18 protein-coding genes are annotated in these 23,454 nt (G+C 73.6%); 3 read left to right on the top strand and 15 right to left on the bottom strand.

What is annotated here, in order from left to right; genetic code table 11:
* Positions 1–24: 24 nt before the first annotated feature.
* The 11 genes from ACWD4O_RS40025 to ACWD4O_RS39975 form a co-directional block, all read right to left on the bottom strand.
* On the bottom strand, positions 25–1,353 hold the full coding sequence (locus tag ACWD4O_RS40025; protein WP_451288022.1) for a hypothetical protein: 1,329 nt from the start codon (positions 1,351–1,353) through the stop codon (positions 25–27).
* The gene (locus ACWD4O_RS40020; protein ID WP_451287961.1) at positions 1,353–2,204 is read right to left on the bottom strand and encodes an inositol monophosphatase family protein; all 852 of its coding nucleotides are present in this window, start codon (positions 2,202–2,204) and stop codon (positions 1,353–1,355) included. Before ACWD4O_RS40020 ends, ACWD4O_RS40025 begins: the two co-directional genes overlap by 1 nt.
* A gap of 26 nt (positions 2,205–2,230) precedes the next feature.
* On the bottom strand, positions 2,231–3,295 hold the full coding sequence (locus ACWD4O_RS40015) for an N-acetylglucosamine kinase (RefSeq protein WP_451287959.1): 1,065 nt from the start codon (positions 3,293–3,295) through the stop codon (positions 2,231–2,233).
* A complete protein-coding gene (locus ACWD4O_RS40010) occupies positions 3,292–4,437 on the bottom strand; it encodes a 3-dehydroquinate synthase family protein (protein WP_451287957.1) in 1,146 nt (381 codons plus the stop codon). The genes ACWD4O_RS40015 and ACWD4O_RS40010 overlap by 4 nt, the downstream gene beginning before the upstream one ends.
* Positions 4,434–6,323, bottom strand: a complete 1,890-nt coding sequence (locus ACWD4O_RS40005) for a thiamine pyrophosphate-dependent enzyme (RefSeq protein WP_451287955.1) — start codon at positions 6,321–6,323, stop codon at positions 4,434–4,436. Before ACWD4O_RS40005 ends, ACWD4O_RS40010 begins: the two co-directional genes overlap by 4 nt.
* 76 nt (positions 6,324–6,399) lie before the next feature.
* Positions 6,400–7,203 (bottom strand): TauD/TfdA family dioxygenase, encoded by an 804-nt coding sequence (locus ACWD4O_RS40000; protein WP_451287953.1) that lies wholly within the window; start codon positions 7,201–7,203, stop codon positions 6,400–6,402.
* Positions 7,200–8,105, bottom strand: coding sequence for an LLM class flavin-dependent oxidoreductase (locus ACWD4O_RS39995; RefSeq protein ID WP_451287951.1), 906 nt, complete (start codon positions 8,103–8,105; stop codon positions 7,200–7,202). The genes ACWD4O_RS40000 and ACWD4O_RS39995 overlap by 4 nt, the downstream gene beginning before the upstream one ends.
* 14 nt (positions 8,106–8,119) lie before the next feature.
* Positions 8,120–9,172: a sugar phosphate nucleotidyltransferase gene (locus ACWD4O_RS39990; RefSeq protein WP_451287949.1), complete on the bottom strand. Its 1,053-nt coding sequence runs from the start codon at positions 9,170–9,172 to the stop codon at positions 8,120–8,122.
* Between the two features lie 106 nt (positions 9,173–9,278).
* The gene (locus ACWD4O_RS39985; RefSeq protein WP_451287948.1) at positions 9,279–10,013 is read right to left on the bottom strand and encodes a TauD/TfdA family dioxygenase; all 735 of its coding nucleotides are present in this window, start codon (positions 10,011–10,013) and stop codon (positions 9,279–9,281) included.
* A 72-nt stretch (positions 10,014–10,085) separates the two neighbouring features.
* Positions 10,086–11,945, bottom strand: a complete 1,860-nt coding sequence (locus tag ACWD4O_RS39980) for a hypothetical protein (protein ID WP_451287947.1) — start codon at positions 11,943–11,945, stop codon at positions 10,086–10,088.
* Positions 11,942–12,745: a hypothetical protein gene (locus ACWD4O_RS39975; RefSeq protein ID WP_451287945.1), complete on the bottom strand. Its 804-nt coding sequence runs from the start codon at positions 12,743–12,745 to the stop codon at positions 11,942–11,944. Before ACWD4O_RS39975 ends, ACWD4O_RS39980 begins: the two co-directional genes overlap by 4 nt.
* 176 nt (positions 12,746–12,921) lie before the next feature.
* On the opposite strand from ACWD4O_RS39975, the gene ACWD4O_RS39970 reads away from it, so the two are divergent.
* A complete protein-coding gene (locus tag ACWD4O_RS39970) occupies positions 12,922–14,463 on the top strand; it encodes a hypothetical protein (protein WP_451287943.1) in 1,542 nt (513 codons plus the stop codon).
* Positions 14,464–14,770: 307 nt separating this feature from the next.
* Positions 14,771–18,613, top strand: a complete 3,843-nt coding sequence (locus tag ACWD4O_RS39965) for an nSTAND1 domain-containing NTPase (protein WP_451287941.1) — start codon at positions 14,771–14,773, stop codon at positions 18,611–18,613.
* A gap of 9 nt (positions 18,614–18,622) precedes the next feature.
* Here the strand turns inward: ACWD4O_RS39965 and ACWD4O_RS39960 are convergent, their stop codons facing one another.
* The 3 genes from ACWD4O_RS39960 to ACWD4O_RS39950 are packed head-to-tail and all read right to left on the bottom strand — an operon-like array spanning position 18,623 to position 21,566.
* On the bottom strand, positions 18,623–19,321 hold the full coding sequence (locus ACWD4O_RS39960; RefSeq protein ID WP_451287939.1) for a hypothetical protein: 699 nt from the start codon (positions 19,319–19,321) through the stop codon (positions 18,623–18,625).
* Between the two features lie 39 nt (positions 19,322–19,360).
* Entirely contained in the window at positions 19,361–20,035 is a 675-nt protein-coding gene (locus ACWD4O_RS39955) for a M23 family metallopeptidase (RefSeq protein ID WP_451287937.1), read from the bottom strand.
* A gap of 19 nt (positions 20,036–20,054) precedes the next feature.
* Positions 20,055–21,566, bottom strand: a complete 1,512-nt coding sequence (locus tag ACWD4O_RS39950) for an esterase/lipase family protein (RefSeq protein ID WP_451288021.1) — start codon at positions 21,564–21,566, stop codon at positions 20,055–20,057.
* A 262-nt stretch (positions 21,567–21,828) separates the two neighbouring features.
* Between ACWD4O_RS39950 and ACWD4O_RS39945 the strand changes: the two genes are divergently transcribed.
* Positions 21,829–22,530, top strand: a complete 702-nt coding sequence (locus tag ACWD4O_RS39945) for an AfsR/SARP family transcriptional regulator (RefSeq protein WP_451287935.1) — start codon at positions 21,829–21,831, stop codon at positions 22,528–22,530.
* A gap of 54 nt (positions 22,531–22,584) precedes the next feature.
* On the opposite strand, the gene ACWD4O_RS39940 is transcribed toward ACWD4O_RS39945, so the two are convergent.
* Positions 22,585–23,220, bottom strand: coding sequence for a ScbR family autoregulator-binding transcription factor (locus ACWD4O_RS39940; protein ID WP_451288020.1), 636 nt, complete (start codon positions 23,218–23,220; stop codon positions 22,585–22,587).
* Positions 23,221–23,454: the final 234 nt, after the last annotated feature.

Below are 23,454 nucleotides of genomic sequence, written 5' to 3'. Positions count from 1 at the left end.
CCCGCGCGCGGGCGTGGCGACGGGTCAGCCGCGCAGGCCGGTCAGCAGCCGGTCCGCGGTCTCGGGGTCGGTCTCCATATAGAGCCGGGTGCAGGGTTCGGTCGCGGACGGCCGGACCGCCACCCGGCCGTGCCGGCCGTCCTCGAAGACGGCCGTGGAGTCGGCCCGGCCGCACCGGTCCCGACGCCAGCCCGGCAGCAGGGCGCGGACGTCGGACAGCACCTCGTCGGCCGGCCGTCGCAGCGCCCGGGTGAACTGCCGGTAGGGGTGGAGCCGCCGTAGCTCCGCCACCGCGTCGTCGACCGCCGCGCAGCCGGGGAAGGTGCGGAGCAGCAGCGACAGCGCGGCCAGGCTGTCCCGCTCGAAGTAGTCGTCCCCGCTCGTTCCCGACCAGACCAGGGCTCCGTTGGGTTCCAGTCCCAGCACGGCGGCGCGGTCGGACCGCCAGGCGGCGAGGACGTGCTTGAAACCGACCTCGGTCCGGCTCACCGCGACCTCGCGGCCGGTCCCGGCCGCCACTCGGGAGATCATGAGCGGCGCCACGTCCGTGGTGATCAGCCGTCGCACGGGCAGGCCCGCGCGCAGCAGGATCGCGGCCTGTTCCGCGCTGCCCACGGTGCGGGAGCGCCGGGTGTACAGGACCAGGCGGTCGCCGTCGCCGTCGACCATCGCCACCATCCCGCCGCCCGGTTCCCCCGCTGCGCGCAGGGCGCGGTCCGCGCAGGCGTCGGCCTGGGGGCGCAGGGTGGGGTCGGGGGTCCGGCCGGCGAAGAAGGGCAGCGGCCGGGCCCGGGAGAACGTCAGTTCCGGCAGTCGTCCGGCCAGCTCGCCGACCGCTCCGTGGGCGGCGTCGACGATCAGGGCGCCGTCGAAACGGGCGGCGGCGTCCACGAGCGGCCGGCCGACGGCACGGGTGTAGGGCTCCAGCACGTCGAGGGTCCGATGGGCGTGGCGGGGGATGTCGAGGGTGACGTCTCCGGGGGCCGCGCCCGCTCCCGCCGTGCAGCCGTGTCCGTGTGCGTCGCGCAGTTTGACGCCGAAGTAGCCCGGCGGGTTGTGGCTCGCCGTCAGGACGACCGCGGCCCGCAGGTCCGGGTCGTCGTGGACCAGGCGGCCCAGGGCGGGCGTGGGCGCCGGGCCCGTGGCGAGGACGCACCGCACGCCTCGGTGGGCCAGGAAGTCCGCGGCCAGGTGGGCCAGTTCGCGGGAGCCCGCGCGGCCGTCGTGGCCGACGAGGACCGCCCGCTCGTCGCCGGAGGCGAGTCCCGTGAGGACGGCGAGCAGGTCGCGTTCGGACCAGTCGGGCCCGGGCGTGCCCCGCAGGCCGTCGGTGACCGTGGACAGGGAGCGCATCACGTGCCTGCCTTTCTTGTCGGCGGCGGCGACAGCAGACGGCCGAGCCGCCGGGGAGCGTCCGCGCCTGCCGCTGTGGCCAGCCATGCGTCCAGGACGGCGGGCCGGACCGCCGTGCCGTCGTCGTCGGTCGCGGTGCGGAACCCTCCGCCGGCCGCGACGACGGCCACCGCTCCCGGCGCGTGGTCCCAGGGCGCGGCGATCCCGGCCCGCGGCGGCAGGACGCCCGCCCCGGCGCGGGCCAGGGCGACCAGCGCGAGCTTGACCCCGGCCGTGGGCACCGGCCGTACCTCGTACCCGTCCAGCCGGTGCCGCGCCAGCGCTTCGCGGACTCGGCCGACGTGCCGCGGGCCGGTCAGCACACAGCGCGGTCCGAACCACGGCAGGACGTCGACGTCCCCGTCCACGTGCAGGGCGCCGGCCACGGCGGTCAGCCTCACCCGGTAGGCGGGCAGGTCGAGCACGGAGGCGACGGGACGGCCGCCGTCGACGAGACAGACGCCGATGGCGTAGCTGTCGGAGCCGGCCAGGAAGGGCGCGGTGCCGTCCAGCGGATCGATCAGCAGACAGCGGTCCGGGGTCGGCTCCAGCGTGCCGCGCTCCTCCTCCGCGACGACCGGGAGGTCGGGCCGGCGCTCGCGTGCCGCGTCGATCAGCAGGCGTTGGAGGCGCAGGTCAAGGTCGCAGACCGGTTCCACCCCGCCGAACACGTTGTTCTTCAGACGCGGTGCGGTCGGGGCGCGGCGGAAGTCGGCGACCACCGCCCGGCACTCGTCCAGCGCCCGGCCGACAGCATGGCCGAACTCGGGGAACGGGGGGATCGGAGGGATCGGGATCGGGGGGCTCGGCATCGGAGGGCTCGGGGGGATCGGGGGCCTCATCCCGACACCGCCGCCGCGTCCGGCCGTTGCAGTCCGCTGCCGGGCAGCGGGTCGGCCCGGAGCGGAAACGCGCCCGCGATGTCGTCCAGGACGTGCGGGGCGCCCGCCCAGACGTCGGCCAGGCGCAGCAGCGAGTCGGCGCGGTCGTCGGGGCCGTGGTGGAGGGAGGTCCACGGGGCACGCTCGGCGAGCCGCTCCAGGAAGTTCCGGCGCAGGACGTCCGGCGGGCGGAACAGGGAACCGTTCAGCACGAGGGCGTAGGGGGCGTTCGGGGCGACCCGCGCCGTGCGCAGTGCGGCCAGCGTCCCTGTGACGAGTTCGTCGACGGCGGCGTGGACGAGACCGGCGGCGACCGGGTCGCCGCCGTCGGCGCAGCTCAGCACCTGCCGGGCGAACTCGGCCACGGCGGGCTTGGCGCCGTCCCGGTACACCGCGGCGAACAGCGCCTCCCCCAGCGGAACGCGGGCCGTCGCCGCCGGGTGCGGGGCGCACCACTCGCGGGCGGCATCGGTCAGGGCCGTCGGGGCCCCGCGGCCGTCCAGCGCGCGCACGGCCGCCCGTAGGCCGGCCACGGCCAGGTGGTGGCCGCCGCCCTCGTCGCTGAGCAGCCATTCCAGTCCCGACGCCCGGGACCAGCGGGGCCCGTTGCGCACGGCGAACCCCGTTCCGGTTCCGGCGACGACGGCGCAGACCGGCACACCGGCGTCGACGGACAACAGCGGCGGAACGATGTCGTTCGTCACCAGCACGGGGGCCGCGGCGCGGCCGACGCGGTGGACGGCCGTGCGCAGGAGTCCGGTGAACTCGTCGGCGCACCGGGCCGTCGAGGCCGCCCCGTGCGCCGCGATCACGGCCCGCGGCGATGCGTCGACGGCTGTCTTGCGCTGTATCTCGGCGAGCAGCCGGACGAGTTCGGTGAGCGCGCGTTCGCCGCCCACCGATCGCGGGTTCGTCGAGCGCCCCTCGGCGACCGCCAGCACCGCGCGGGCGCGGGTCAGCGCCGCCCAGGTGCGGCTGCCGCCGCCTTCGAGCAGGATCCGGTCGCCCTCGGCGCCCGTCACCGCGTGCTCCAGGTGTCGAGCCGGGCCAGCGCCTCGTCGAAGGCCGAGCGGGGAATGTCGTCGACCACGGTGCACCGGCCGGGCGAGCGGGGGACGACGAGGTGGAGCACGCCGTTGCGCACCCTGCGGACCGTGTCCAGCTCGTCCCAGACTCGGGGCCGCAGTTCACGGGGCATGGTGATGGGCAGCCGGTGGTCGGTCAGGAGGGCGAGGATGCGGTCGGCGTCCTGGGTGCGGGAGCGTCCCGTGGCCAGGCCCACGCCGGTCGCCACGGCCAGTCCGGCGGCGACGGCCTCGCCGTGCGGCACCCTGAATCCGCTGACCGCCTCGTAGGGATGGCCGAAGCAGTGCCCGAGGTTCAGCAGCCGGCGCAGGTCGCCCTGTTCGAAGGGATCGGGGCCCAGCAGGTCGAGCTTGGCCCGGAGCGCGGCGCGGACGATCGCCTCCCACGGCAGGTCGCTCAGCTCTCGGCCGACGCCGTCCTCCAGAAGGGCGAAGAGCGCGGGGTCGGCGATCAGGGCGACCTTCACGACCTCCGCGAGTCCGTTGGAGAGGTGGTGGGGGGACAGGGTGCGCAGCAACTCCGGGTCGACGAAGACGGCCACGGGGTGGTGGAAGGCTCCGATCAGGTTCTTGGCGCCCTGGTAGTCCGCGCCGCCCTTGCCGCCGACGGCCGCGTCGACCTGGGCGAGGAGGGTGGTCGGGAGCAGGGCGTAGGGGATGCCCCGCATGTAGGTGGCCGCGGCGGCGGTGGTCAGGTCGCACACCACGCCGCCGCCCAGGCCCAGCACCAGGGTGCGCCGGGTCGTGCCCGCACGGTGCAGCGCGTGCCAGAGCAGGTCCAGGCCGTCCGTCGTCTTCGCGGACTCCCCCTCGGGCACGAGCACCGTCTCCCGCGCGAGCCCGCTCCGCTCCAGCACGGCGTCCACCGCCGGCAGATGGTGCCGCGCCGCCCCACGGTCGGCGACCAGCACGAGACGGTCCGCGCCCTGCTGCTCCGCCAGATCGCGCACCATGACGCCGATCCGGCCCAGCAGTCCGCTCTCCACGTGCACGAGATAGCGGTGGGCGCGGTTGACCGCCACGTCGAAGCCGCCGCTCTCGGTGTCGCGGTGCAGCAGCCGCGAGAGGCCCGGCATCATCGGAGTTCCTTCAGCACGCGCTCGGTGACCGCGTCCGCGGACAGGCCGGCGGCCTCGAAGAGGGACCGGCTCGGCCATCCGGCGATGCCGTAGCCGTCGGCGCCCAGCGCGATGCCGCCCTCCGGGAGCAGCGAACCGAGCACGCCGGAGGGCGCGTTGTGCAGGCTCACCGCCAGGGCGCCGGGCGCGATGTACCGTTCCCGTCCGGCCCGCGGCAGCCGGCCGAACCTCGTCGGGCTGACGACCTCCAGGACCCGCACGGCCCGGTCGGCGTCGCGGGCGAGCCGCTCCGCCACGTCGAGCGCGGTCTCCCGCATCGCTCCGGCGGCCACCAGCACCACCTCGGGGCGGGGATGGCCGTGTATCTCGCGCACGCCGTCGTGCAGCGGCGCCCCGGCGCAACTGCCCAGACCGTGCCGCACGGGCACCGCCTCGTGCGGCAGCCGCAGATAGGCGGGACGTCCGTCGGCCAGGGCCTCGACCGCCAGTGCCTTCGCCGTGTTGATGTCCGCGGCTTCGAAGACCTCCAGTCCGGGCAGCGCCAGCAGGGCGGCGAGACAGCCGTCGGACTGGACCATGGGGCCCAGCGGATCGCCCAGCCCGCCGGAGGTGCCGACCAGCAGCACCGGCAGTCCGGGGAACACCAGGGACTCGCGGATCTGGTCGAGCATCCGCCAGTAGAAGCCCTCCATGGAGAACAGCACGGGCGCCAGGCCGCCGGCCGCGGCGCCGCCGGCGAGCGAGGCCGCGTCCTGTTCGGCGATCGCGCACTGCAGCACGTCGGAGCCGGGGTCGGTCCAGTGCCAGGAGCCGGTGCGTTCCATGCGGGGCAGCAGCCCGGAGTTGCGGATGGCGTCCGGCGCCATCCACAGCATGGGCAGGCCGGCGAGTTCCTCGGCCAGTTCGGCGCCCAGCGCCTTCTTGGCCACCACGACATCGCCGACGGGGTGATCCGAAAGCCGCTTCAGCAGCGCGGAGCGGTTACGCCATGCGGCGCCGGCCGCCTCGGGCTCGGGCACGGCGCGCGGCCCCTCGCGCAGTCGGCGGGCCGTCGGCCACCGGGTGTCGACCACGGCGAGCGCCCGCTCCACGAGCGCGCCGGTGTCCAGCGCCGGGAGGTGCTCGGGCGACGCCTCGGCGCTCAGCGTGTTGCCGCCCTCCACGTCCGCGGCGAGCCCGCGGCCCTTGACCGTGCGCAGGACGAGCACGGTGGGGCGCGGGTCCTCGGTGGGACGGAGTGCGCGGGTGAGGGCGACCAGGTCGTGTCCGTCGACCTCCCGGACGCACCAGTCGAACCCCGCCCAGCGGGCCGCCCATTCGTCGACCGGCAGCCGGATGACACTGCCCGAGCCGTTGGCGTCGACCAGGGCGACCAGGTTACGCAGCCCCAGCCTGGCCGCGGTCATGGCCGCCTCCCACACCTGCCCCTCGGTGCATTCCCCGTCGCCGAGGACGACGAAGGTGCGGCGCGACCGCCCGGCCCTTCGGTCGGCCAGCGCCAGTCCCGCGCCGAAGCTGAGGCCCTGGCCGAGCGCGCCGGTGCTCATCTCGACCCCTGGGAGGGAGCCGCGCCGGGGCATCCGCGGTACCGGGTGTCCGACCTGTCCGAAGCCCGTCAGCTCCTGCCACGACATGCCGGGCATGGCGCCGAGGGCCCACAGTGCCGCGTACCAGGGCGCGGCGGCATGCCCCTTCGAGTAGACGAGCCGGTCCCCGTCGTCGGTCCCCAGCGAGGTGGCGCCGGAGAAGTAGAGCGCGGTGACGGCCTCGACGGCCGAGGAACTGCCGCCGGGATGCTTGTTGGCCGCCAGCACCCATGCCCTGATCCCCTCGGCGAGGATCTCCAGTTCTGCTGGGCCGGGTGCCGAGTGAGGCGTTGGCGTCATGCCGTTTCTCCTTACGCGGGTTCGTCACGCGGGTTCGTCACGTCGGTTCATCACGCGGGTTCGTCATGCGGATTCGTCATGCGGATTCGTCATGCGGATTCGTCATGCGGGTTCGTCGTGCGGGGTTCGTCGTGCGGGGTTCGTCGTGCGTCGGGGCGGAGACGAGCAGCCTGCGCAGATGGCGCCGGCGGTCCGTGAAGGCGGTGCGGGCGTGCATCATGCGCCAGTTGTCCCAGATGAGGACGGCCCCCTCCTCGATCTTCACCGCGAGCCGGTGGCCGGCGAAGAAGCGGCGGGCCTGCGCGATGTAGTCGGCCATCAGGTCGTCGTAGTCCACACAGCGCTCGTCACAGGGCACCCGCACCACCAGTGCCTCCGCGCGGCGCTCGACCAGCGGATGCCGGCATTCGTAGGCGACGCCGGCCCGTGCGAGGACGGCGGTGGGCCGCCAGGTGTACTCCCGCTCCGCCAGGCGTCTCACCTGGTCGGACGGCAGCCCGGCCACGAAGGCGTACCCGTCGGCGAGGGTCGTCTCGCCGCCCGGTCCGGCGGCCTGGCGGACGCACCACAGGGCCTGGTAGCGGGGCGGCGGCCCGGGAAACTCGAACCACTCGGTGTGCGCGAGCAGTTCGCGGGTGTTGGCGGGCAGATGAACGCTCTCGTCCGCCGCGGGGTCGGGCGTGACGTCTCGCACGATCCGCCCGTCGAACTGGGGGACGACCTGCCCCAGGCGGCTCAGCTGGGCCAGGTGGTCGAAGGCGGGCGGCACCCGGCGCACATACACCTGGCCCGTCGCGGCGAGACACTCCCTGACCCGGCGCACGTCGAGTTCGCTACCGCCCGACGACGACTGGTCGATGACGGCGATGCCTGCGTTCACCGGCGCTCGCCTCCCTTCATGGCCAGCACCGCGGGCAGCACCTCGCGGGCCAGCAGTTCGAGGTGTCGGAGGTCGCCGAAGTCGACCACCTGGTGGTAGACGCGGGTGACGCCGAGCGCGGCGTAGGCGGCGAGCCGCTCCACCACCTGCGAGGGGTCGCCCGCCACGGTCCCCGCCGCACCCCTCTCGCCTGCACCGCTCCCTCCGGTACGGCTTTCTGCGGTACGGCTTTCTGCGGTACGGGTTTCCGCGGTGCAGTGCAGGCGCAGCAGGACGGAGTGACGCAGGGACGCCGGGTCGCGGCCCACCGTCCGGCAGGCCCGCCGGGCGGCCTCGACGGCGGTCCGGGCGTCCTGCACCGAGGGGCGGGCGATGTTGTGCTCGTCGGCGTACCGCGCCGCGATCAGGGGGGTGCGCCGCGTGCCGCGCCCGCCGACGACCAGGGGCGGCGTCGGCCGCCGGTCGGAGCGTTCCTGCCACAGGCGGCGCACGATCTGCAACTGCTCCTCCAGCACCGCGAACCGCTCCCGCCCGGCGCGCAGCGGAATGCCGAGCGCCTCGTGCTCCGCGGCGAACCAACCGGCCCCGAGGCCGAGTTCGACGCGTCCCGCGCTCATGTCGTCCACCTGCGCCACCATGGCCGCCAGGACCGCGGGAGGCCGGTAGGCCGCACAGGTGAGGAGACTGCCGAGCCTGATCCGCCGGGTCTCGCGGGCCAGGCCGGCGAGCGTGACCCACACGTCGGTGGTGACGCCGCCCGCGGTGCTGCCGGGCCGGTGGTCGAGGAAGTGGTCGGATCGGAAGACCCCGCCGAAGCCGAGCTCTTCCGCCGCCTGCGCCACCCTCAGCTGCTGGGCGTAGGTCGCGCCGCACTGGGGCTCCATGCTGATGAAGAACTCCATGCCCGCTCCCCCCGTCATGAGGTGTCCCCGGCCGTGTCGACCAGACGGTCCCGCCGGTCCGGCGAGGGCCGTCTCAGAAGTTCCGCGTACAGACGGTCCGTGGTACCGAACACCGAGGTCGACAGCAGGGTGTGGGCGGGCACCACGGAACCGGGCAGCAGGACCGAGGACACGACGGACGCGTGCGGTCCGATGACACAGCCCCCGCCGATCACGGTCGGTCCGTGGATGCGGGCGCTGCTGTGCACCTCGACGTCCGGGCCGATGAGGACGGGGCCGTGGGCGACCCGCGCGACGTCGCCCGCCCCGCACGGACCGGCCGGGGGCAGATAGCGGCTGGCCGAGGATCTGCCGGTGAGGGCTTCGATATTGCTGTCGTAGAACCGCTGCGGCACTCCCACGTCCCGCTGGTAGACGGCGCCCGCGTCGAAGACGCCCAGGGGCAGGTCCCGGGTGGGCAGACGTGGGAGCACCTGCTCGGAGAAGTCGCAGAAGCCCTGCGCGGGGACGAGGGAGAGCGCACGGGGGTCCACCACCCAGGCGCCCGTGGACCCCAGGCGCGAGGGGCTGGCCGCTCCCGGCTTGAAGAGGTAGGCCGAGGCGAACGGACCGTCGGCGACCAGGAAGTCCCCGTCCCACCGCGCGGGGTCCTGCGGGGTGACGGCGACCGTGACGGCCGCGGGGTGCGCCCGGTGGTGCCGCACGAGTGCGGCGATGTCGACGCCGGCGATGATGTCGGCCGGGACGACGACCGCGGGTGCGCCGGCCAGGTAGGCACGGTGGTCGCGCAGCGCGCCGCCGGTTCCGGACCGCCGGTCCTCCCACAGGAACTCCACGTGCGGGCGCGGGTCTTCGAGCGGCTCTTCGAGGGCGCGGACGTAGTCGACGACGGGCCGGGTGTCGGGGCCCACGGTGATGCCGATCTCGTCGACGCCGGCCTCGCGCAGACTCTGGAGCACATACCACAGGACCGGCCGGTTGGCGACGGGCAGCAGCGCCTTGAGGACCGCCCGGGAGACGGGACCGAGCCGGGTGGCGCGGCCGTTGGCGAGGATGAGTGCCTTCATGCGGTCAGCCTCCGAACGGGGACGCAGTCGAGCCGGGAAGCGGTCGAGCGGGGAAGCGGTCGAGCGGGGAAGCGGTCGAGCGGGGAAACGGTCGAGGTCTACGAGGTCACACGTGCTCGGCGAGCAGGACCCTGCGCAGGTGCCGCACCCGGTCGGCGAAGGCGTGGCGGGCGTGCATCATGCGCCAGTTGTCCCAGACCAGCAGCGCCCGTTCCTCGATGCGCACGGCGATCTCGTGGTCCTGGAAGAACTGCCGGCCGCGTGCGAGATAGCCGTCCATGAGCGCGTCGAAGCTCTCGCAGCGGTCGTCGCAGGGGAAGCGCACGATGAGTTCGTCCCCGACCGGCTCCAGCAGCGGGTGATCGGCCTCGAAGCGGATGCCGAGACGCTGGAGGACGGCGCTGGGCGTCCAGGGGTACACCGAGGCCTCCAGTCGGCGCCGCTCCTCCGGGCGGAGCCGGTCGACGAACGCGTAGGCGTCGGCGAGGGTGGTCTCACCGCCCGGTCCCTCGGTCTGCCGCACGCACCAGAGGGCCACGTAGCGTGGCGGGTTGCCGGGATACTCGAACCACTCGGTGTGCGGCATGAGTTCGCGGGTGTTGGAGGCCGAGTAGACCGAGTTGTCGACCGAGGACTCCGGTCGCACCTCGCGTACGACGACGCCGTCGAACTGGGGTATCGGCGCGCCGAGCCGGCTCAACTGGCCGACGTAGTCGAAGCCTTCGGGCACCGGCCGGACGTACGCGTAGCCGTCCCGGGCCAGTGCCTCCTTCACTCGGGGCAGGTCCAGTTCCGTGGTGGAACCGGCGGTCAGGTCGATGGAACTCACGGTCTCGGCCATGCTTCACTCCGATCGTTCAGGTCCGTTCGGTCACGTGCGTTCGGTCAGGTGCGTTCGGTCAGGTGCGTTGGGTCAGGTGCGGCGGGTGCCGGTGAGCACGTGGTGCAGGCGTCGGGGCAGGTACCAGGCGAGCAGCCGGAACCGGTGCCACCAGCCGTACTCGAGCGTGGCCAGGGCGAAGAGGTACTCGTGCACCCTGAACGCGCGGTGTGCGCCGGGCAGGAGGGCGGTGCGCCACGCCCCGGCCTTGGAGCCCAGGAAGAGGTTGGCGGTGATGATCTCGTCGTAGGACTCCCGCAGCCTCGCGTCGGTGACCTCGGGGCCGCCGTTCGCCCGGTATCCGTCGCGCAGGGCGCGGTGCCGGTAGCTCAACATGCCCTGCAGGTCACCGGTCTCCTGGAACCAGGTCGTCGACTCCTCGGCGTGGGCCTGGTCTTCGCGGGGCCGGCCGCCGCGCAGGGCGCCGAGGCTGTCGCGGACGTCCTGGAGCGCCCGGAGGGCCGCCACGGACCGGCTCCGGTCCTCGGCCGCGCCGGCGTCGGGGTCCGTGTCGGCATCGGCGTCGGCGTCGGCGTCCGCCACGGGCTCCGGCATCCGGGCGAGCAGCCGGCGGGCGAGCGGGCGCAGGTCGGGGGTGCGGTGCATGTGCTCGACGACCCTGTTCAGGGTCTCCTCCAGGGCGTAGGACTCGTCGGTGCCTTCGGCGACATGGCGTCGGCACCGTCGTAGCCACACCCAGGCGGGCAGCAGCCGTCCCTGCGCCCACAGGGACGCGCCGATGCGTTCGGCGCGCAGGAAGTGGTCGGGGCCGTCGGCGGGGGCCCGCCACCACATACGGCGCAGGGTGTTCCAGGCGCCCGCCTCCCACAACAGCCGTGAGCGGACGGCGCGCAGCTCGACGGGGTCGTCGGTGCCGGTGGCCTGCGCGTCGAGCAGCCGGCGGACCTCCCGGTGCAGGCCCAGCGAGCGGTACAGCAGGAAGGTCGCTCGGCGGCGCTCGGCGTCGGTGACCGGCAGTGCGGGGTCGGCCGTGGCCCGGCGCGGCGGGTCGCCCAGCGGTTCCAGGCCCCAGCGGCGGGCGATCTCGCCGACCAGGAGGTCGGTGGGCCCGCACAGGACGTGGACGTCGGCGCCGGCCCGGCGCAGCAGGGTCTGCAGGGCGATCGGGTCGCGTTCGGGCACATGCGACTCGTGGCCCGCGTGCATGACCCACAGCACGCGCAGTCCGTTCAGGGCGTCCGGGGGGAGTGCGGCGACGAACCGGTCGACGTCGAAGTAGTCGCTGCCGCTGTAGCCGAGGACGAGCACGGCGCGGTGGGCGGACAGCAGGCGCCGCAGCCGTTGGATCTCCGCGTGCGGGAATCCCGTCCGGATCAGGCTGAGGGTGGCGCCGAGCGCCTTGCCGTCGGGCGAGTCGGCGAAGGAGCCGTGGAAGTGGTGGACCGCGTCGTGGGGCACGGGCCGGCCGTGCCGGGCCTCGTAGGCGCGCTCGACGCAGGTGTCGAAGTTCGCGGTGACATGCCGGCCGCCGAGGGCGAGGTGCCCGGCGGCGAAGGCGTGCAGCCGGTTCGGCACCGCGCTGCGGACGTCGTCGAGGATGTCGAAGGTGCCGGGGGAGGCGTCGGGGCGGGCCCGGGCGGCGGCGTCCAGCGCGGTCTCCAGCCGGGGCAGCCGGGAGGTGGGCAGGGTGGTGTCGTAGGCGCACAGGGGGCTCGTGCGCAGGCCGACCACCTGGTGGTAGGTCAGCACCCGGGCCAGCGCGCCCGCTTCGAAGAAGGCGTCGAAGACCCGCCGGGTCAGTTCCGGTCCGCTGGGCAGGCTGGTGGGCCCTTCGACGGAGATGCCGGCCCCGGACCAGACGAGCACCTCGTCGGGGTCGAGGCCATCGAGCAGCGCCGCGGCCTCGGCGACCGCGGGGACCGGGGCCGTCACGACGCACCCGCCTGCGGATCGTCGTCGGAAGACGGAGACGGCGGGGTCGGCGGGGTCTGCGGGGTCGGCGGGGTGGGGGCGCCGGGCAGGGCCGCGTCCCAGAGGGCGTCGAAGCGGCGCAGCCAGTACTCGTACCAGTGGGGTGAGGACCGGCGGTCCAGGACCACATGCATCCGCTCGTTGATCGTGCCGTCGGCGAAGCCGTGGAACTCGACGACGACGGTGCCGTCGACGCTGTCGCCGTCGACGACGAGCAGGCTGAAGCCCGGGTTGAACGGCAGTCGGCGGCAGGCGAAGCCCTCGATGCCGTCGAGCCGTCGCAGGGCGCGCAGCGAACTCTGCAGTGCGGCGCCGAGGTCGAGATTGTCGTCCAGCTGGGTGGCGGCGTCCGCGACGGCGCGGGGGGACGAGTCGAGGAGGACGATCCGGACGGTCCCGCCGCGTTCGAGGATCAGCCGCCGCAGGTCGTCCGCGCCCGCCAGCACATTGATCGCGGAGGGGCCGTAGACGCGGAGGTCGCGGGCGCCGTCGAGAAGCTTGCGCAGCGGGCCCAGGTCCTCCCGGCGGCGCAGCACCTCGTCCGGTGTGGCCGGCGGCCGGGCGGGCGGCACCGCCGTCCGGAAGACGAGCAACGCCAGGGCGCCCACGGTGAACTGGGCCAGTCCCTTGGTCCCGACCTGGTCGGAGAGGCCCAGCCCGACGAGGGCCAGCCCCAGGAAGAAGAAGGCGTACGCCTCGATGTGACGGCCGTGCCGGATGTCGTCCACGACGCGGCCGATGCCTCGACGCAGGTTGTCCACTCGCGTGCCTCTTTCGCATGAGCTGCCCGGTGCTGTGCCGGTTGCTGTCCCGATTGCCGACCTTCACGACTGAACCGGCTGCCGCCGAGCGGCGACAAGGCGTGTTCGTGTCCGATCCGGGCCGTGTTGTGTCGGGAGCGTGTTGGATGCGGGGGGCCGATGGGGAGGACAGGTGAATGGCGACATGGCAGAGCGGTTCCGGCACGCCCGCGGGGATAGATCTGTGTCTGACGGCGCTGCACCAGCGCGGCGTCCTGGGCACCGTGGCCGTGGTGAACGCGTTCCGGGCGGCGTATCCGACGTACGAGCGGTCGGACTCGCTGGTCAAGGCGATGCTCAACGGCAGCCGGGAGCCCCGACCCGACTTCGTGAACCGGCTGGCCCTGCTGGCCGGGGTGCCGGTGCGTCAGGTGTTCGCGCAGCTCGGCTGGTTGCCGCCCGAGGAGGCGGCCACGCCGAGCGTCCCCCATCTGATGCGGCAGCTGCGCACGGGCATCGCGGCGGCCGGTCAGCTCGCCCGGGACGTGGAGGAGCCCGGGTTCGACCGGGCGCCGGCCGCGGCCGCGGCGGCCGTGCTCGCGGACCGGCACGCCGCCGGCCGGTTCACGGTCTCGCTGTCCTCGGTCGAGTCGGGCAGTCGCTATCGCGCCCCGCTCATGGACGTGGCCGAGTTCCGGCTGCGGGCCGGGGCGAAGCCGCTCGCGCAGTACCGGGCGATCGCCCTCGCCGACGGCGGACTGCCGGGCGAGACCCTGGCCGCGGTGCGGCGCGCGGAGGCGGACGGCCACTCCGACTACTGGACGGTGCGGCTGGAGCTGTCCGCGCTCACCCACCGCACGCTCCGGCACCGCGGCGAGTACAGCTGGCAGGGACAGCCCGGCAGCCGGGTCTGGCTGGACGCCGAGGACGGGCACCGGCCGCGGCATCTGCTGGTGCAGGACCGGATGGCCGGGCTGCGCCGGGAGGCGGTGCCGGCCGCGGCGGCCCGGTGGAGCGAGCGGGGCGTCGTCCCGATCGTCGTGATCGGTCACCGTCCGCTGGCCGGCGGGGCCGCCGCGCTGCTCGCGGAGGCGCTGGGGCTCGGTTACGTGCTGCCGCGGTCCGGCGAGGAGATCCTCGACGACGGGATGTTCGTACCGGTCCTGCGCACCCCGGTGCACGGCCGGGTGGAGGCCTGGCTGTCGGTGGCGGAGCATCTGCGCGGCCGGGCGGCGGCCGGAGAGGCGTGGCCGGCGATCGTCCTGACCCGCCCCTATGTCTTCGCCGACGTCGACCACTACGGCCCGCTCGCGCTGCGGGAACTGCTGCGGCTGCCGGCTCATGTCGTGTGTGTGCGGCCCGCCGAGGCGATGCTGCACTGGTGGGCGGCGCGCCGTGCGGGAGCGGGTCCGGCCGGCGCTTTCGACGCGGCGGCCTGGGTGGAGCGCGAGCTGCGGGTGTACGAGACGCTGGAGAGCGTGCTGGGCGAGCGGCCCGCGGCACGGACGCTGCTGGTACGGGTGCCCGAGCCGGACGGCCCGTTGCCGGTGGACGGGTGGGGCTGGCCGGACGAGGTGAGCGATCTGCAGCCGCGGCTGGCCTGGGCGGTGCTGGACTGGCTGGACCGGACCGCCAACCGCCGGGGACCGAAGCTCTCCGGGCTGCTGCGGCCGGGGTTGCTCGCGGAGTGGGCGCCCACTCTCGACGAGGATCCCGGGGTGTCCGCGTTGGCGCGGTGACCGGTTCGGTGAGCTGCGGTCGGCTCGGAAGACTCAGAAGACGTCGTCCGGTTCTTCCGGGTCTGCGCTGCCGTGTACGTAGTCGGTGCTCATGGGTTCGCCTCCCTTCCTGTGGGCCGCCGCGCCTCCCGGCGAAAGCTCCCCTCGGTGCCGGGCGGCGCGGCGGCCCCGATCCGAGGAAGCCACTCCCCGCGGACCGGGGACAACCTGTTGCCCCGAGCCCGGACGAGCCCCGACAGTGGTCGGACAAAGCCGGACACGTCCCACAGGCCGTGCCACCGGCTCACACAGCTTCGGGGGAGGACGAATGTCCGAGAGACAGAGCGGACACCATCGACGCCGTGATGACTCCGATCCGAGGGCGATCACCTCGGTCTCGGACTTCGCCCACCAGTTGACGCAGGCGCGCCTGCGGGCCGGACTCACCGTGCGTCAGGTCGCCCGGGCGGTCCGGGTCGCGCCGAGCACGGCCGGGGACTACTTCTCGGGACGCCATCTGCCGCCGGTGCGGGCCCCCCATCTGCTCACCGCCATCCTGGCCGTGTGCGGCATCGAGGCCCAGGAGTCGTTGGACCACTGGCACGAGGCCCTGGTCCGGGTGCGGATGGCGCCGGGGCGGCCCCCGGCCGGCGCACCCGCCCCCTACCGCGGACTGCAGGTCTTCGAGGAGGAGGACGCCGACTGGTTCTTCGGCCGGGAGGAGCTCACGGCCACGCTGACTGGGCGGCTGCGCCTGCTCGCCGGGTCCGGCGGGGGCCTGCTCGCCGTGGTCGGCCCCTCGGGCTCGGGCAAGTCGTCCCTGTTACGGGCCGGGCTGATCCCCGCGGTCCGCGGCGGGGCGCTGACCGACCCCGCGGGCGGACCGGGCGCCTCGGACGGGGTCGTCCTGATGGTCCCGGGCCGTGACCCGGCGGAGGAACTGGCGGCGCGGCTGCGGGAGTTCGGCCCGGACCGGTCGCCTCTGGTGGTGGTCGACCAGTTCGAGGGGCTGTTCACCATGTGCGGCCGCCCGGACGCCCGCTCGCGCTTCATCGAACTGCTGGGGAGCCTGCGGCCCGGACTCGTCGTCATCGGGCTGCGGGCCGACTTCTACGCGCAGGCCCTGCGGTTCCCGCTGCTCGCCGACGCCCTGCAGAACCGGCAGTTGGTGGTCGGCCCGATGAGCCCCGACGAGATGAACCGGGCGATCACGGGACCGGCCCGCAAGGCCGGCCTGGAGATCGAGAGCGGCCTGGTGGAGCTGCTGTTACGGGACCTCGCGCCGCGCGCCGCGTCCGGCGGCGACGCCGACCCGGGTTCCGCCGCCCACGACCCCGGCGCCCTGCCCTTTCTGTCCCACGCCCTGCACGCCACCTGGCAGCGGGCCTCCCGCAGCCGGCTCACCGTCGCCGCCTACCGGGACAGCGGGGGCATCCGGGACGCCGTGGCGCACACCGCCGAAGCCGTGTTCGCCGAACTGTCCGACGTCCAGCAGGACATCGCCCGGCTGATCTTCCTGCGCCTGGTGCATGTCACCGACGACACGCTGGTCTCGCGGCGGCGCGCGCAGTGGGGCGAGTTGCTCGACCGGGCCGAGGGAGCGCAGTCGGCGGAGCCGACGGCCGTCCTGGCCGCCTACGTCGAGCAGCGGCTGATCACCGCCGACAGCGACACCGTGGAGATCTCCCACGAGTCGCTGCTCACCGCGTGGCCACGGCTGCGGGACTGGATCGGCGCCGACCGCGACGGGCTGCGCGTCCATCAGCGGCTGACCGAGGCGGCGCGCAACTGGAAGGAGTCCGGGCGGGACGCCGGTCTGCTGCTGCGCGGCACCTCGCTGGCGCTGACCGGTGAGTGGGCGGCCGACGCCGCGCACCGCGACGCCGTCAACACCGATGAACGCGCCTTCCTCGACGCGTCGTTGCTGCACGAGGAGCAGGAGCGGCGGGCCGCCCGCAACCGCACCCGCAGACTGCGCCAGCTGCTCGGGGTGGCGCTGGCCCTGGTGCTCGTCGCCTGCGGGCTGTCGGTGTACGCGCAGCGTCAGCGGGACCGGGCGGACCGGGCCCGGACCGAGGCCGTGTCGCGTCAACTGGCCGCGGAGGCGGGCCGGATCGGCGGGCACGACCCCTCGGTCAGCGCCCAACTGGCGCTGGCCGCCTACCAGACGGCGCGGACGCAGGAGGCGCGCGCACGGCTGATGGACTCCTCGGCGGCGCCCTCGGCCACCCGGTTGAACGGCTTCACCGGGCTGGTCCAGTCCGTGGCGCTCGACAGCGGGAGACGGCTGCTGGCCGCGGGATCGTCCGACGGCACGGTCCGGCTGTGGAGCACCACGGACCGGACCCGGCCCCGGCGGCTGGCCCGGCTGAGCGTCTCCCCCCGACTCGCCGTCTTCGCGGTCGCGTTGAGCCCCGACGGGCGCACGCTGGTGGCCGGCGGCGGGATGGGCCTGCTGCACCGCTGGGACATCTCCGACCCGGAGCGGCCGAGCCCGCTGCCCGATCTGCCCGGCAGCCCGGACGCCACCGTCTACTCGCTGGCGTTCGCCCCCGACGGGCGGGGGCTGGCCGTGGCGGGCGCGGATCACACGGTACGGCTGTGGGCGGACGGGCGGACGGCGGGCGCCGCCGCGCCGCCGACCGTGTTCCGCGGCGGCGAGGACTACCAGCAGTCGGTGGCCTTCAGCCCCGACGGTGCGCTGATCGCGGCGGCGGGGCACGACGGGAGGACCCGGCTGTGGCGCACCACGGGCGCGGGCCGGGAGAAGCCGATCGCGACGCTCGGCGGGTTCGAGGGGCCCGCGCTGGGGGTGGCCTTCAGTCCCGACGGCCGTTCCCTGGCGGTGTGCAGCCAGGACCGCACCACCCGGCTCTGGGACCTCGCCGACCCCACCCGTCCGCGCGCCGCGGGCACTCCCGGCGGCAAGGCGACCAGCTGGCTCAACGCCGTGGCCTTCAGCCCCGACGGCGGCTCGCTCGCCATCGGGGGCAGCGACGACGCCGTCCAGCTGTGGGACCGCGACTCCGACTACGTCACCGCGACGCTGCCGCATCCGGGGGCGGTCACGTCCATGTTCTGGTTCGACCGGCAGACGCTGGTGACCGGCTGCGCCGACGGCGTCCTTCGCCTGTGGTCGCTGCCCTCCCCCGTGCTGACCTCGGCGCAGGGCGTCAACGCCCTCGCCTACAGCCCCGACAGCAGACTGATGGCCGTCGGCACCCTGGAGCTGCAGCTGTGGGATCTCGCCCGGCATCAGCCGGTCGGCAAGGCGTGGAGTCCCGGCGCCGACGCCTTCGTCCAGTCGCTGGCCTTCTCGCCCCGGGGGCGGACCCTGGCGGTCGGCTACAGCGACGCGATGGTGCGCCTCTTCTCGTACACCCTCACCGGTGATCTGACCCCGCTCGGTCCGGCGTTCCGGGTGGCGAAGAGCGGCACCGTGGAGTCGCTGGCCTTCAACCGGTCCGGGACGATGCTGGCCTCGGGCGCCGACGACTCCACCGTACGACTGTTCGACACGAGCCGACCGGACCGGGTGAAGGCGCTGCGCACGCTCGCGGGCGCCACCGACGCGGTGCTGTCGGTGTCCTTCACGCCGGACGGACGGCACATCGCCGCCGGCAGCATCGACCGGGTCGTCCGGGTGTGGGCCACCGCCGGGAAGGACACCCGGCCGCTGGTGTCCCTGGGCGGGCCGACGGGATACGTGTGGTCGGTCGCGTTCAGCCCCGACGGACGGCTCCTGGCCGCCGGCAGCGCGGACCGCACGGTGCGGATGTGGGACACGAGCGACATCCGCCGTCCGGTACGCGTGGGCCCCGAGCTGACGGGCTTCGCCAGCTATGTGTACTCCCTGGCGTTCAGCCCGGACGGCGGCACGCTCGCCGCCGGCAGCACCGACTCCACCGTGTGGCTCTTCGACGTGACCGCGCCCCGCGAGCCCGAGGTGCGCGCGGTGCTGACGGCCGCCTCCGGCCATGTCTACGCGGTCGCCTTCAGCCCGGACGGCGAGAGTCTGGCCGCCGGCGGCGAGGATCACACCGTCCGGCTGTGGAAGACCGACACGGACGCCATCGCACGCCACCTGTGCGACAGCCGGGGAGACCCGCTCAGCGAGGCCGAGTGGCAGCGCTTCTCCCCGTCGGCCGCGATCGAGCCGAGCTGCCGGTGAGCCGGCGTGTCAGTCCGCGAATTCCGGAGGCAGCAGCCCGCCCACCGGAAGGAGATCGAAGAAGTCGTGCTCGGCCGCGGGCGCGTACCGCACGAGTCCCGCGAAGCGGGGTTCGCGGACGGTGACCTGCGCGATCGCCTCGGGAGCGGCGTCGTCCAGCGACTCGCACACCGTGCCGTGCCAGTAGCCCGCGCTGTTCAGCGCGTCCGGCGTCCACTCCTCCGGCACGCCGGAGGAGGAGAGGTTCACCGCCAGGTACAGCCGCTGGACGCCCTTGTCCGCGCAGGCCCGAGCGAGCCGCCTGCCGGTGAGTCCCTCTCCGCCGCTCTCCCCCGGGGCGAACTGCGCGAGCATCACCAGCAGCGGGGCTTCGCCCACGCAGGGCCAGCTCTGCGTGAAGGAGAAGAGGCCCGGGTCGCCCGGCTCCGGCTCACCGCTGTTCTGCGGCCCGTAGCCGATGCCGGACGCGGGCCGGACGCGGCCGTCGAAGTAGGCCCACCGCCAGCCCTCGGCCCGTCCGTCGCGGTTGCCCGCCTCCGCTCCCGGCGCCCAGCTCTCCGCGTAGAGGGGGTCGCGGGCCAATGGCGTGGCGGGCACGTCCGGCGGTGAACTGATGCCCGCGTCATAGCCGTCCTGCCAGCCTCTGACCTCGACGGGCACGAGCACTCCGGGCTCGTCCGGGACCGGGTGGGGGTTGTGCTGGGGCATTCCTGCCTCCTGGCTCGTGGCTCGTGGCTCGTGGCTCGTTCACCAACTGGGCTTCGCGACATTGCCGTAGGCCCATTCGCGCCCCTTCGACATCTCGAAGTGCAGGTGCGGTCCCGTGGACTTGCCCGTGCTGCCGACCTTGCCGAGCTGCTGCCCGGCGGCGACCTTCTGACCGGCCTTCACCTGCTTCTGCGAGAGATGGCAGTAGGTGTAGACATGGCCGTTGTCCGCTCTCAGGCCGAGCCACTGGCCGTACCCGTCGGGGTCGACCTTCGAAAAGGCGATGGTGCCGCCGCGGACGGCGACCACGGGGGTGCCGGCGTCGGCGGCGTAGTCCTGGCCGGTGTGCCGGCCGATGCCGTCGGGCTTCCACTTGTACGGTCCGGGGCTGAAGAATGCGAAGGTGACCTTGTGGCCAGGCACGGGCGAGGGCACATGCCCCTTGGGGGCGGGTACGGCGGCGCCCTTGCAGTTGACGGCGAAGCCTGCGGCGCGGCCGAGAGCAGTCAGGGAGGTGCAGCCGGGTACACCGTCGGCGTCGCCTCCCCTGAAGCCCTGGGCGAGTTGCTCGGCCCGGTAGGCGGCCTTCGTCTGGTCGCCGAAGCGGCCGGTGGCCCCGTCGGGAATCTTGCGACCCCGCTTGATCAGGGCCTTCTGTACGGTACGTACGTCGTCGTTCGTCTTCCCGAACCGGACGTTGGACAAGGCGACCATGGCGGTTCGGCTCCTCTCGTCAGTTCCAGTCGGCCACAGTGAGCCGGACGCGCGCGTCGGCGCCGAGGATGTCCACGGTGGTGTCGGGCAGCCTGATGTCGGCGACCCAGGTACCGAGGGCGGGGTCCTGGTCCGCGAGGGCCGCGTCCGTCGGCACGTAGTCCCTGATGGGGCCGTCGATGGCCGAGTTCCAGGTGGCCCACACCTGGGAGCCGCCGGCATCGGCGCCCACGTCGACGACGAGGATGTCGTCGAAGTCGGCCGTCTGCTCGATGTGGTCGTCGAAGTCGAAGAGGCCGTCGTGGTGCTTGCGCAGGGACAGGATCCGCAGATGCAGCGCGTAGCGCATCGCGTCGGAGCCGTTGGGGCTGATCAGGCGCGTGGCCAGGAAGGTGGTCGCAAGCGGGACTCCCCCGGGATCCGGTGCGGTGAACGGCAGTTGGATCGGACACCAGTGGGCGCTCATCCGCTCGTGCATCGCGATCTGCAGACCGCGTATCGACAGGCGGACCTCCGCCTGCCAGGCGGTGTCCGCGTTCTGCTGCAACCGGTGGTCGACCAGGGCGGCGTGCACCTTGAGGTCGCCGAACAGGAACCGCCGGAGATTCTGGTAGCCCTCCTCGGAGTTGACGAGTCCGTAGCGTCCGCTGTGGCTGCGGTGCACATAGGCACGTTGGGCTCCGGGGACGTACGCGTTGTCGATCTGCACCAGCCCGTCGCTGCGGGCGCCGACCGCCGCGGAGGACAGACCGTGCGCCACGTCGTAGTCCTGTGGATTCGTGCCGACCAGGCAGAAGACCCGGCTGAGGGGGAAGGCGAACGGCTGCCCGTCGCCGGCCGGCATCGCCCGAGGATCCCAGCCGTCCGGCGGTTCGTCGTCCTTGCCCGCGCCGGGCGTCAGGTACTGGTACATCCGCTCACGGCCGAAGATCTCGGCGCCGTTGATGCCGATGGCGTCCCGCAGCCGCTCCAGCACGCCGAACCCGAGGTCGAAGGTGATGCCGCCGTGCGGGGTGCCGTAGGTGAAGAGGTCGGCCACGCAGTCGGTGGGCTCACGCCCGGCGTCCGGAAGGATCTTCTGGATCAGACAGCGGCAGATCAGGCCGCCCATGGAGTGGGCGACGAGATGGACGCTCGGGGCCCCGGACTTCGCGGTGACCTTGTCGATCAGCTCCAGCAGATCCCGGGCGGCGTCCTCCATCCGGAATTCCTCCGGCTTGCCTCCCCAGGTGCTCGCCGAAGGGTCGTAGAAACGGTGGATCCAGATGGTGTTGCGCGGGACGCTGGGCTGGGTGTCCAGGAAGACCTGCTGACTGCCCTCGACCAGGATCTGATACTGCTGGTCCTTGTGGAGCCTGAGCAGCGGGCCCTCGAACTGGTAGAAGCCCGGCTTGTTCTCCGAGCCGATGCGGATGTGCGTGGAGCCCGCGTTGAACCCGTAGAACGGGTCCGTCACAGCGCCGTCGATGCCCGACTGGCCGCCGGCGAAGCCACGGACGTAGATGATGGGCAGGTTCTGGGTGTTCGACATGGCGTCCGTCCAGGACATCGCGACCTCCAAGCGGGAAGTCCGCAGCGTGGCGAAGAACGCTGTTGCGCCGTGCCCCAGGCTACGGAGCCGCCGTCAGCACGGCGTCACCCTGTCGTCATCGCGCAGGCGGGCCCGCCCGACGGAGTTGCAGAGCGTGCCCGGCGGCCCGAGACTTGAGAGGGAGGCCTCCTCGACCCAAGTGGCACGCCGCAAGTGGCAGGCCCTCGGCGCAGCACCTGGCCATAGCGAGGCGGTCAAGTTGGTGTCTCCTCCCCCACGGTTGCGGTTGCTCGGCCAGTTCCGGTTGGAAGTGGGCGACGAGGCCGTGGAACTGTGCCGCAACGGCCAACGGCTCCTGGCGTTCATGGGCCTGCGGCAGCGCGTGTGCCGCACGGTCCTCGCCGGCACCCTGTGGCCCGAGGTCACCGAGGAGCACGCCAGGGGCAGCCTGCGCACCACTTTGTGGAAGCTGCCGCGCGGGGAGCCGCCGCTGATCGGTTGCTGCGGAGACTCGCTGCGGGTCGCACCGGCTCTGTGCGTGGACGTCCACACCCTCACGCGGACGGCGCTCGGCGTGGTGCAGGGCCGCGACCCGGCGCTCCACGCGCTGCCGCCGCTGGAGCTGCTGCTCGGCGAGGACCTGCTGCCGGGCTGGGACGAGGACTGGGTCCTGATGGAGCGGGAGCGCCTGCGCCAACTGCGGCTGCACGCGCTCGACGCGCTGGCCGAGGCGCTGATCCGGCAGGGGCGGCCGGCCCTCGCGATGGAGGCGGCGTGGGCGGGCGTCCGCGCGGAACCCCTACGGGAGAGCGCCCATCGGGCCGTGGTGTCGGCGCATCTCGCGGAGGGCAACGTCAGCGAGGCCCTGCGTCACTATCACGCGTTCTGCCGTCTGCTGAACGCGGAACTGGGCGTCGGGCCCTCACCCCGGTTCACCCGGCTCCTCACGGAGCGACTGCCCTGACGGAATGACCGTTGCTCACGCGAAGTCCAGTGATGCGGATCCTCACAGCCGTGACTACTCGGCCTGTGCCTGCACAGCCTCGCCGATCCCCGACAGTGTCGGGGCCTGGTCCGGCGAGGCCGCCAGCCGCGGCAGGACGAAGGTCCACAGCTGTGTCACGCGCTCCACCGACAGCCAGTCCCGGTCCTCCGCGCCCAGCACGTCGAACCCCGCCGTCGCGGCCACGATCGCGGTCGTCGCGGCGTCGGCCGACACGTCCTGCGCGAGTTCCCCCGCATCCTGCGCCTGCACCAGGAGATCGTGCACCCACACCCGCCACCAGTGCAGGATCTGCGCCCCGTTCTTGCGGGAGGGATCGCCGCTCAGCCGGAACCCCGCCCTGATCAGGGGATCGCCGACCATGGCCAGGAGCAGACTGCAGGATGTGTGCAGGAGCGACTGCAGCAGCGTGTCCGCCCCGCTGCGACAGCGCTCCGCCAGCTTCTCCGCGGAGTCCGCCGCCAGCCGCTCCACCTCCCCCGCGAGATCGCTCTTGCTGGCGAAGTGAAAGTGCAGGGCGCCGGTGCTCACTCCGGCCCGTTCACTGATGACGGGAAGGGAGGCTCCGACATAGCCCTCTGCGGCGAACACCTCGGCCGCCGCCCGGACCAGGGTCCGACGTGTGTGCACCGCCCGCGCCTGCCTGACCATCACGTTTCCCTCCCTCAGCCCGCACGGGCAACGGAAGACCGCGCCCCTGCGCCCGCCGAAACGTGGAGAGCATCCCACCGGGACCCGCGCGAAGTAAACCGCATGTTCGGTATATTTGATGCTTCAGTGGCGTGCTTTCGGCAGGATGCCGCCGGACCGGACCGGACCGGACCAGACCGAACGGGCGGGCCGTTCCTTCACGGCGACGACGTGCATGCCGTCGCCGGGCGCGTT

The organism is Streptomyces sp. NPDC002623 (assembly GCF_053592635.1).
This window is presented reverse-complemented; position numbering and strand designations above follow the sequence as displayed.

Excerpts from the sequence above, each read along its gene's own strand:
- ACWD4O_RS40025 (WP_451288022.1), bottom strand. The coding sequence starts at position 1,353 with ATGCGCTCCCTGTCCACGGTCACCGACGGCCTGCGGGGCACGCCCGGG.
- ACWD4O_RS40020 (WP_451287961.1), bottom strand. The coding sequence starts at position 2,204 with ATGCCGAGCCCCCCGATCCCGATCCCTCCGATCCCCCCGTTCCCCGAG.
- ACWD4O_RS40010 (WP_451287957.1), bottom strand. The coding sequence starts at position 4,437 with ATGATGCCGGGCCTCTCGCGGCTGCTGCACCGCGACACCGAGAGCGGC.
- ACWD4O_RS40005 (WP_451287955.1), bottom strand. The coding sequence starts at position 6,323 with ATGACGCCAACGCCTCACTCGGCACCCGGCCCAGCAGAACTGGAGATC.
- ACWD4O_RS39995 (WP_451287951.1), bottom strand. The coding sequence starts at position 8,105 with ATGGAGTTCTTCATCAGCATGGAGCCCCAGTGCGGCGCGACCTACGCC.
- ACWD4O_RS39990 (WP_451287949.1), bottom strand. The coding sequence starts at position 9,172 with ATGAAGGCACTCATCCTCGCCAACGGCCGCGCCACCCGGCTCGGTCCC.
- ACWD4O_RS39985 (WP_451287948.1), bottom strand. The coding sequence starts at position 10,013 with ATGGCCGAGACCGTGAGTTCCATCGACCTGACCGCCGGTTCCACCACG.
- ACWD4O_RS39970 (WP_451287943.1), top strand. The coding sequence starts at position 12,922 with ATGGCGACATGGCAGAGCGGTTCCGGCACGCCCGCGGGGATAGATCTG.
- ACWD4O_RS39965 (WP_451287941.1), top strand. The coding sequence starts at position 14,771 with ATGTCCGAGAGACAGAGCGGACACCATCGACGCCGTGATGACTCCGAT.
- ACWD4O_RS39960 (WP_451287939.1), bottom strand. The coding sequence starts at position 19,321 with ATGCCCCAGCACAACCCCCACCCGGTCCCGGACGAGCCCGGAGTGCTC.
- ACWD4O_RS39955 (WP_451287937.1), bottom strand. The coding sequence starts at position 20,035 with ATGGTCGCCTTGTCCAACGTCCGGTTCGGGAAGACGAACGACGACGTA.
- ACWD4O_RS39950 (WP_451288021.1), bottom strand. The coding sequence starts at position 21,566 with ATGTCGAACACCCAGAACCTGCCCATCATCTACGTCCGTGGCTTCGCC.
- ACWD4O_RS39940 (WP_451288020.1), bottom strand. The coding sequence starts at position 23,220 with ATGGTCAGGCAGGCGCGGGCGGTGCACACACGTCGGACCCTGGTCCGG.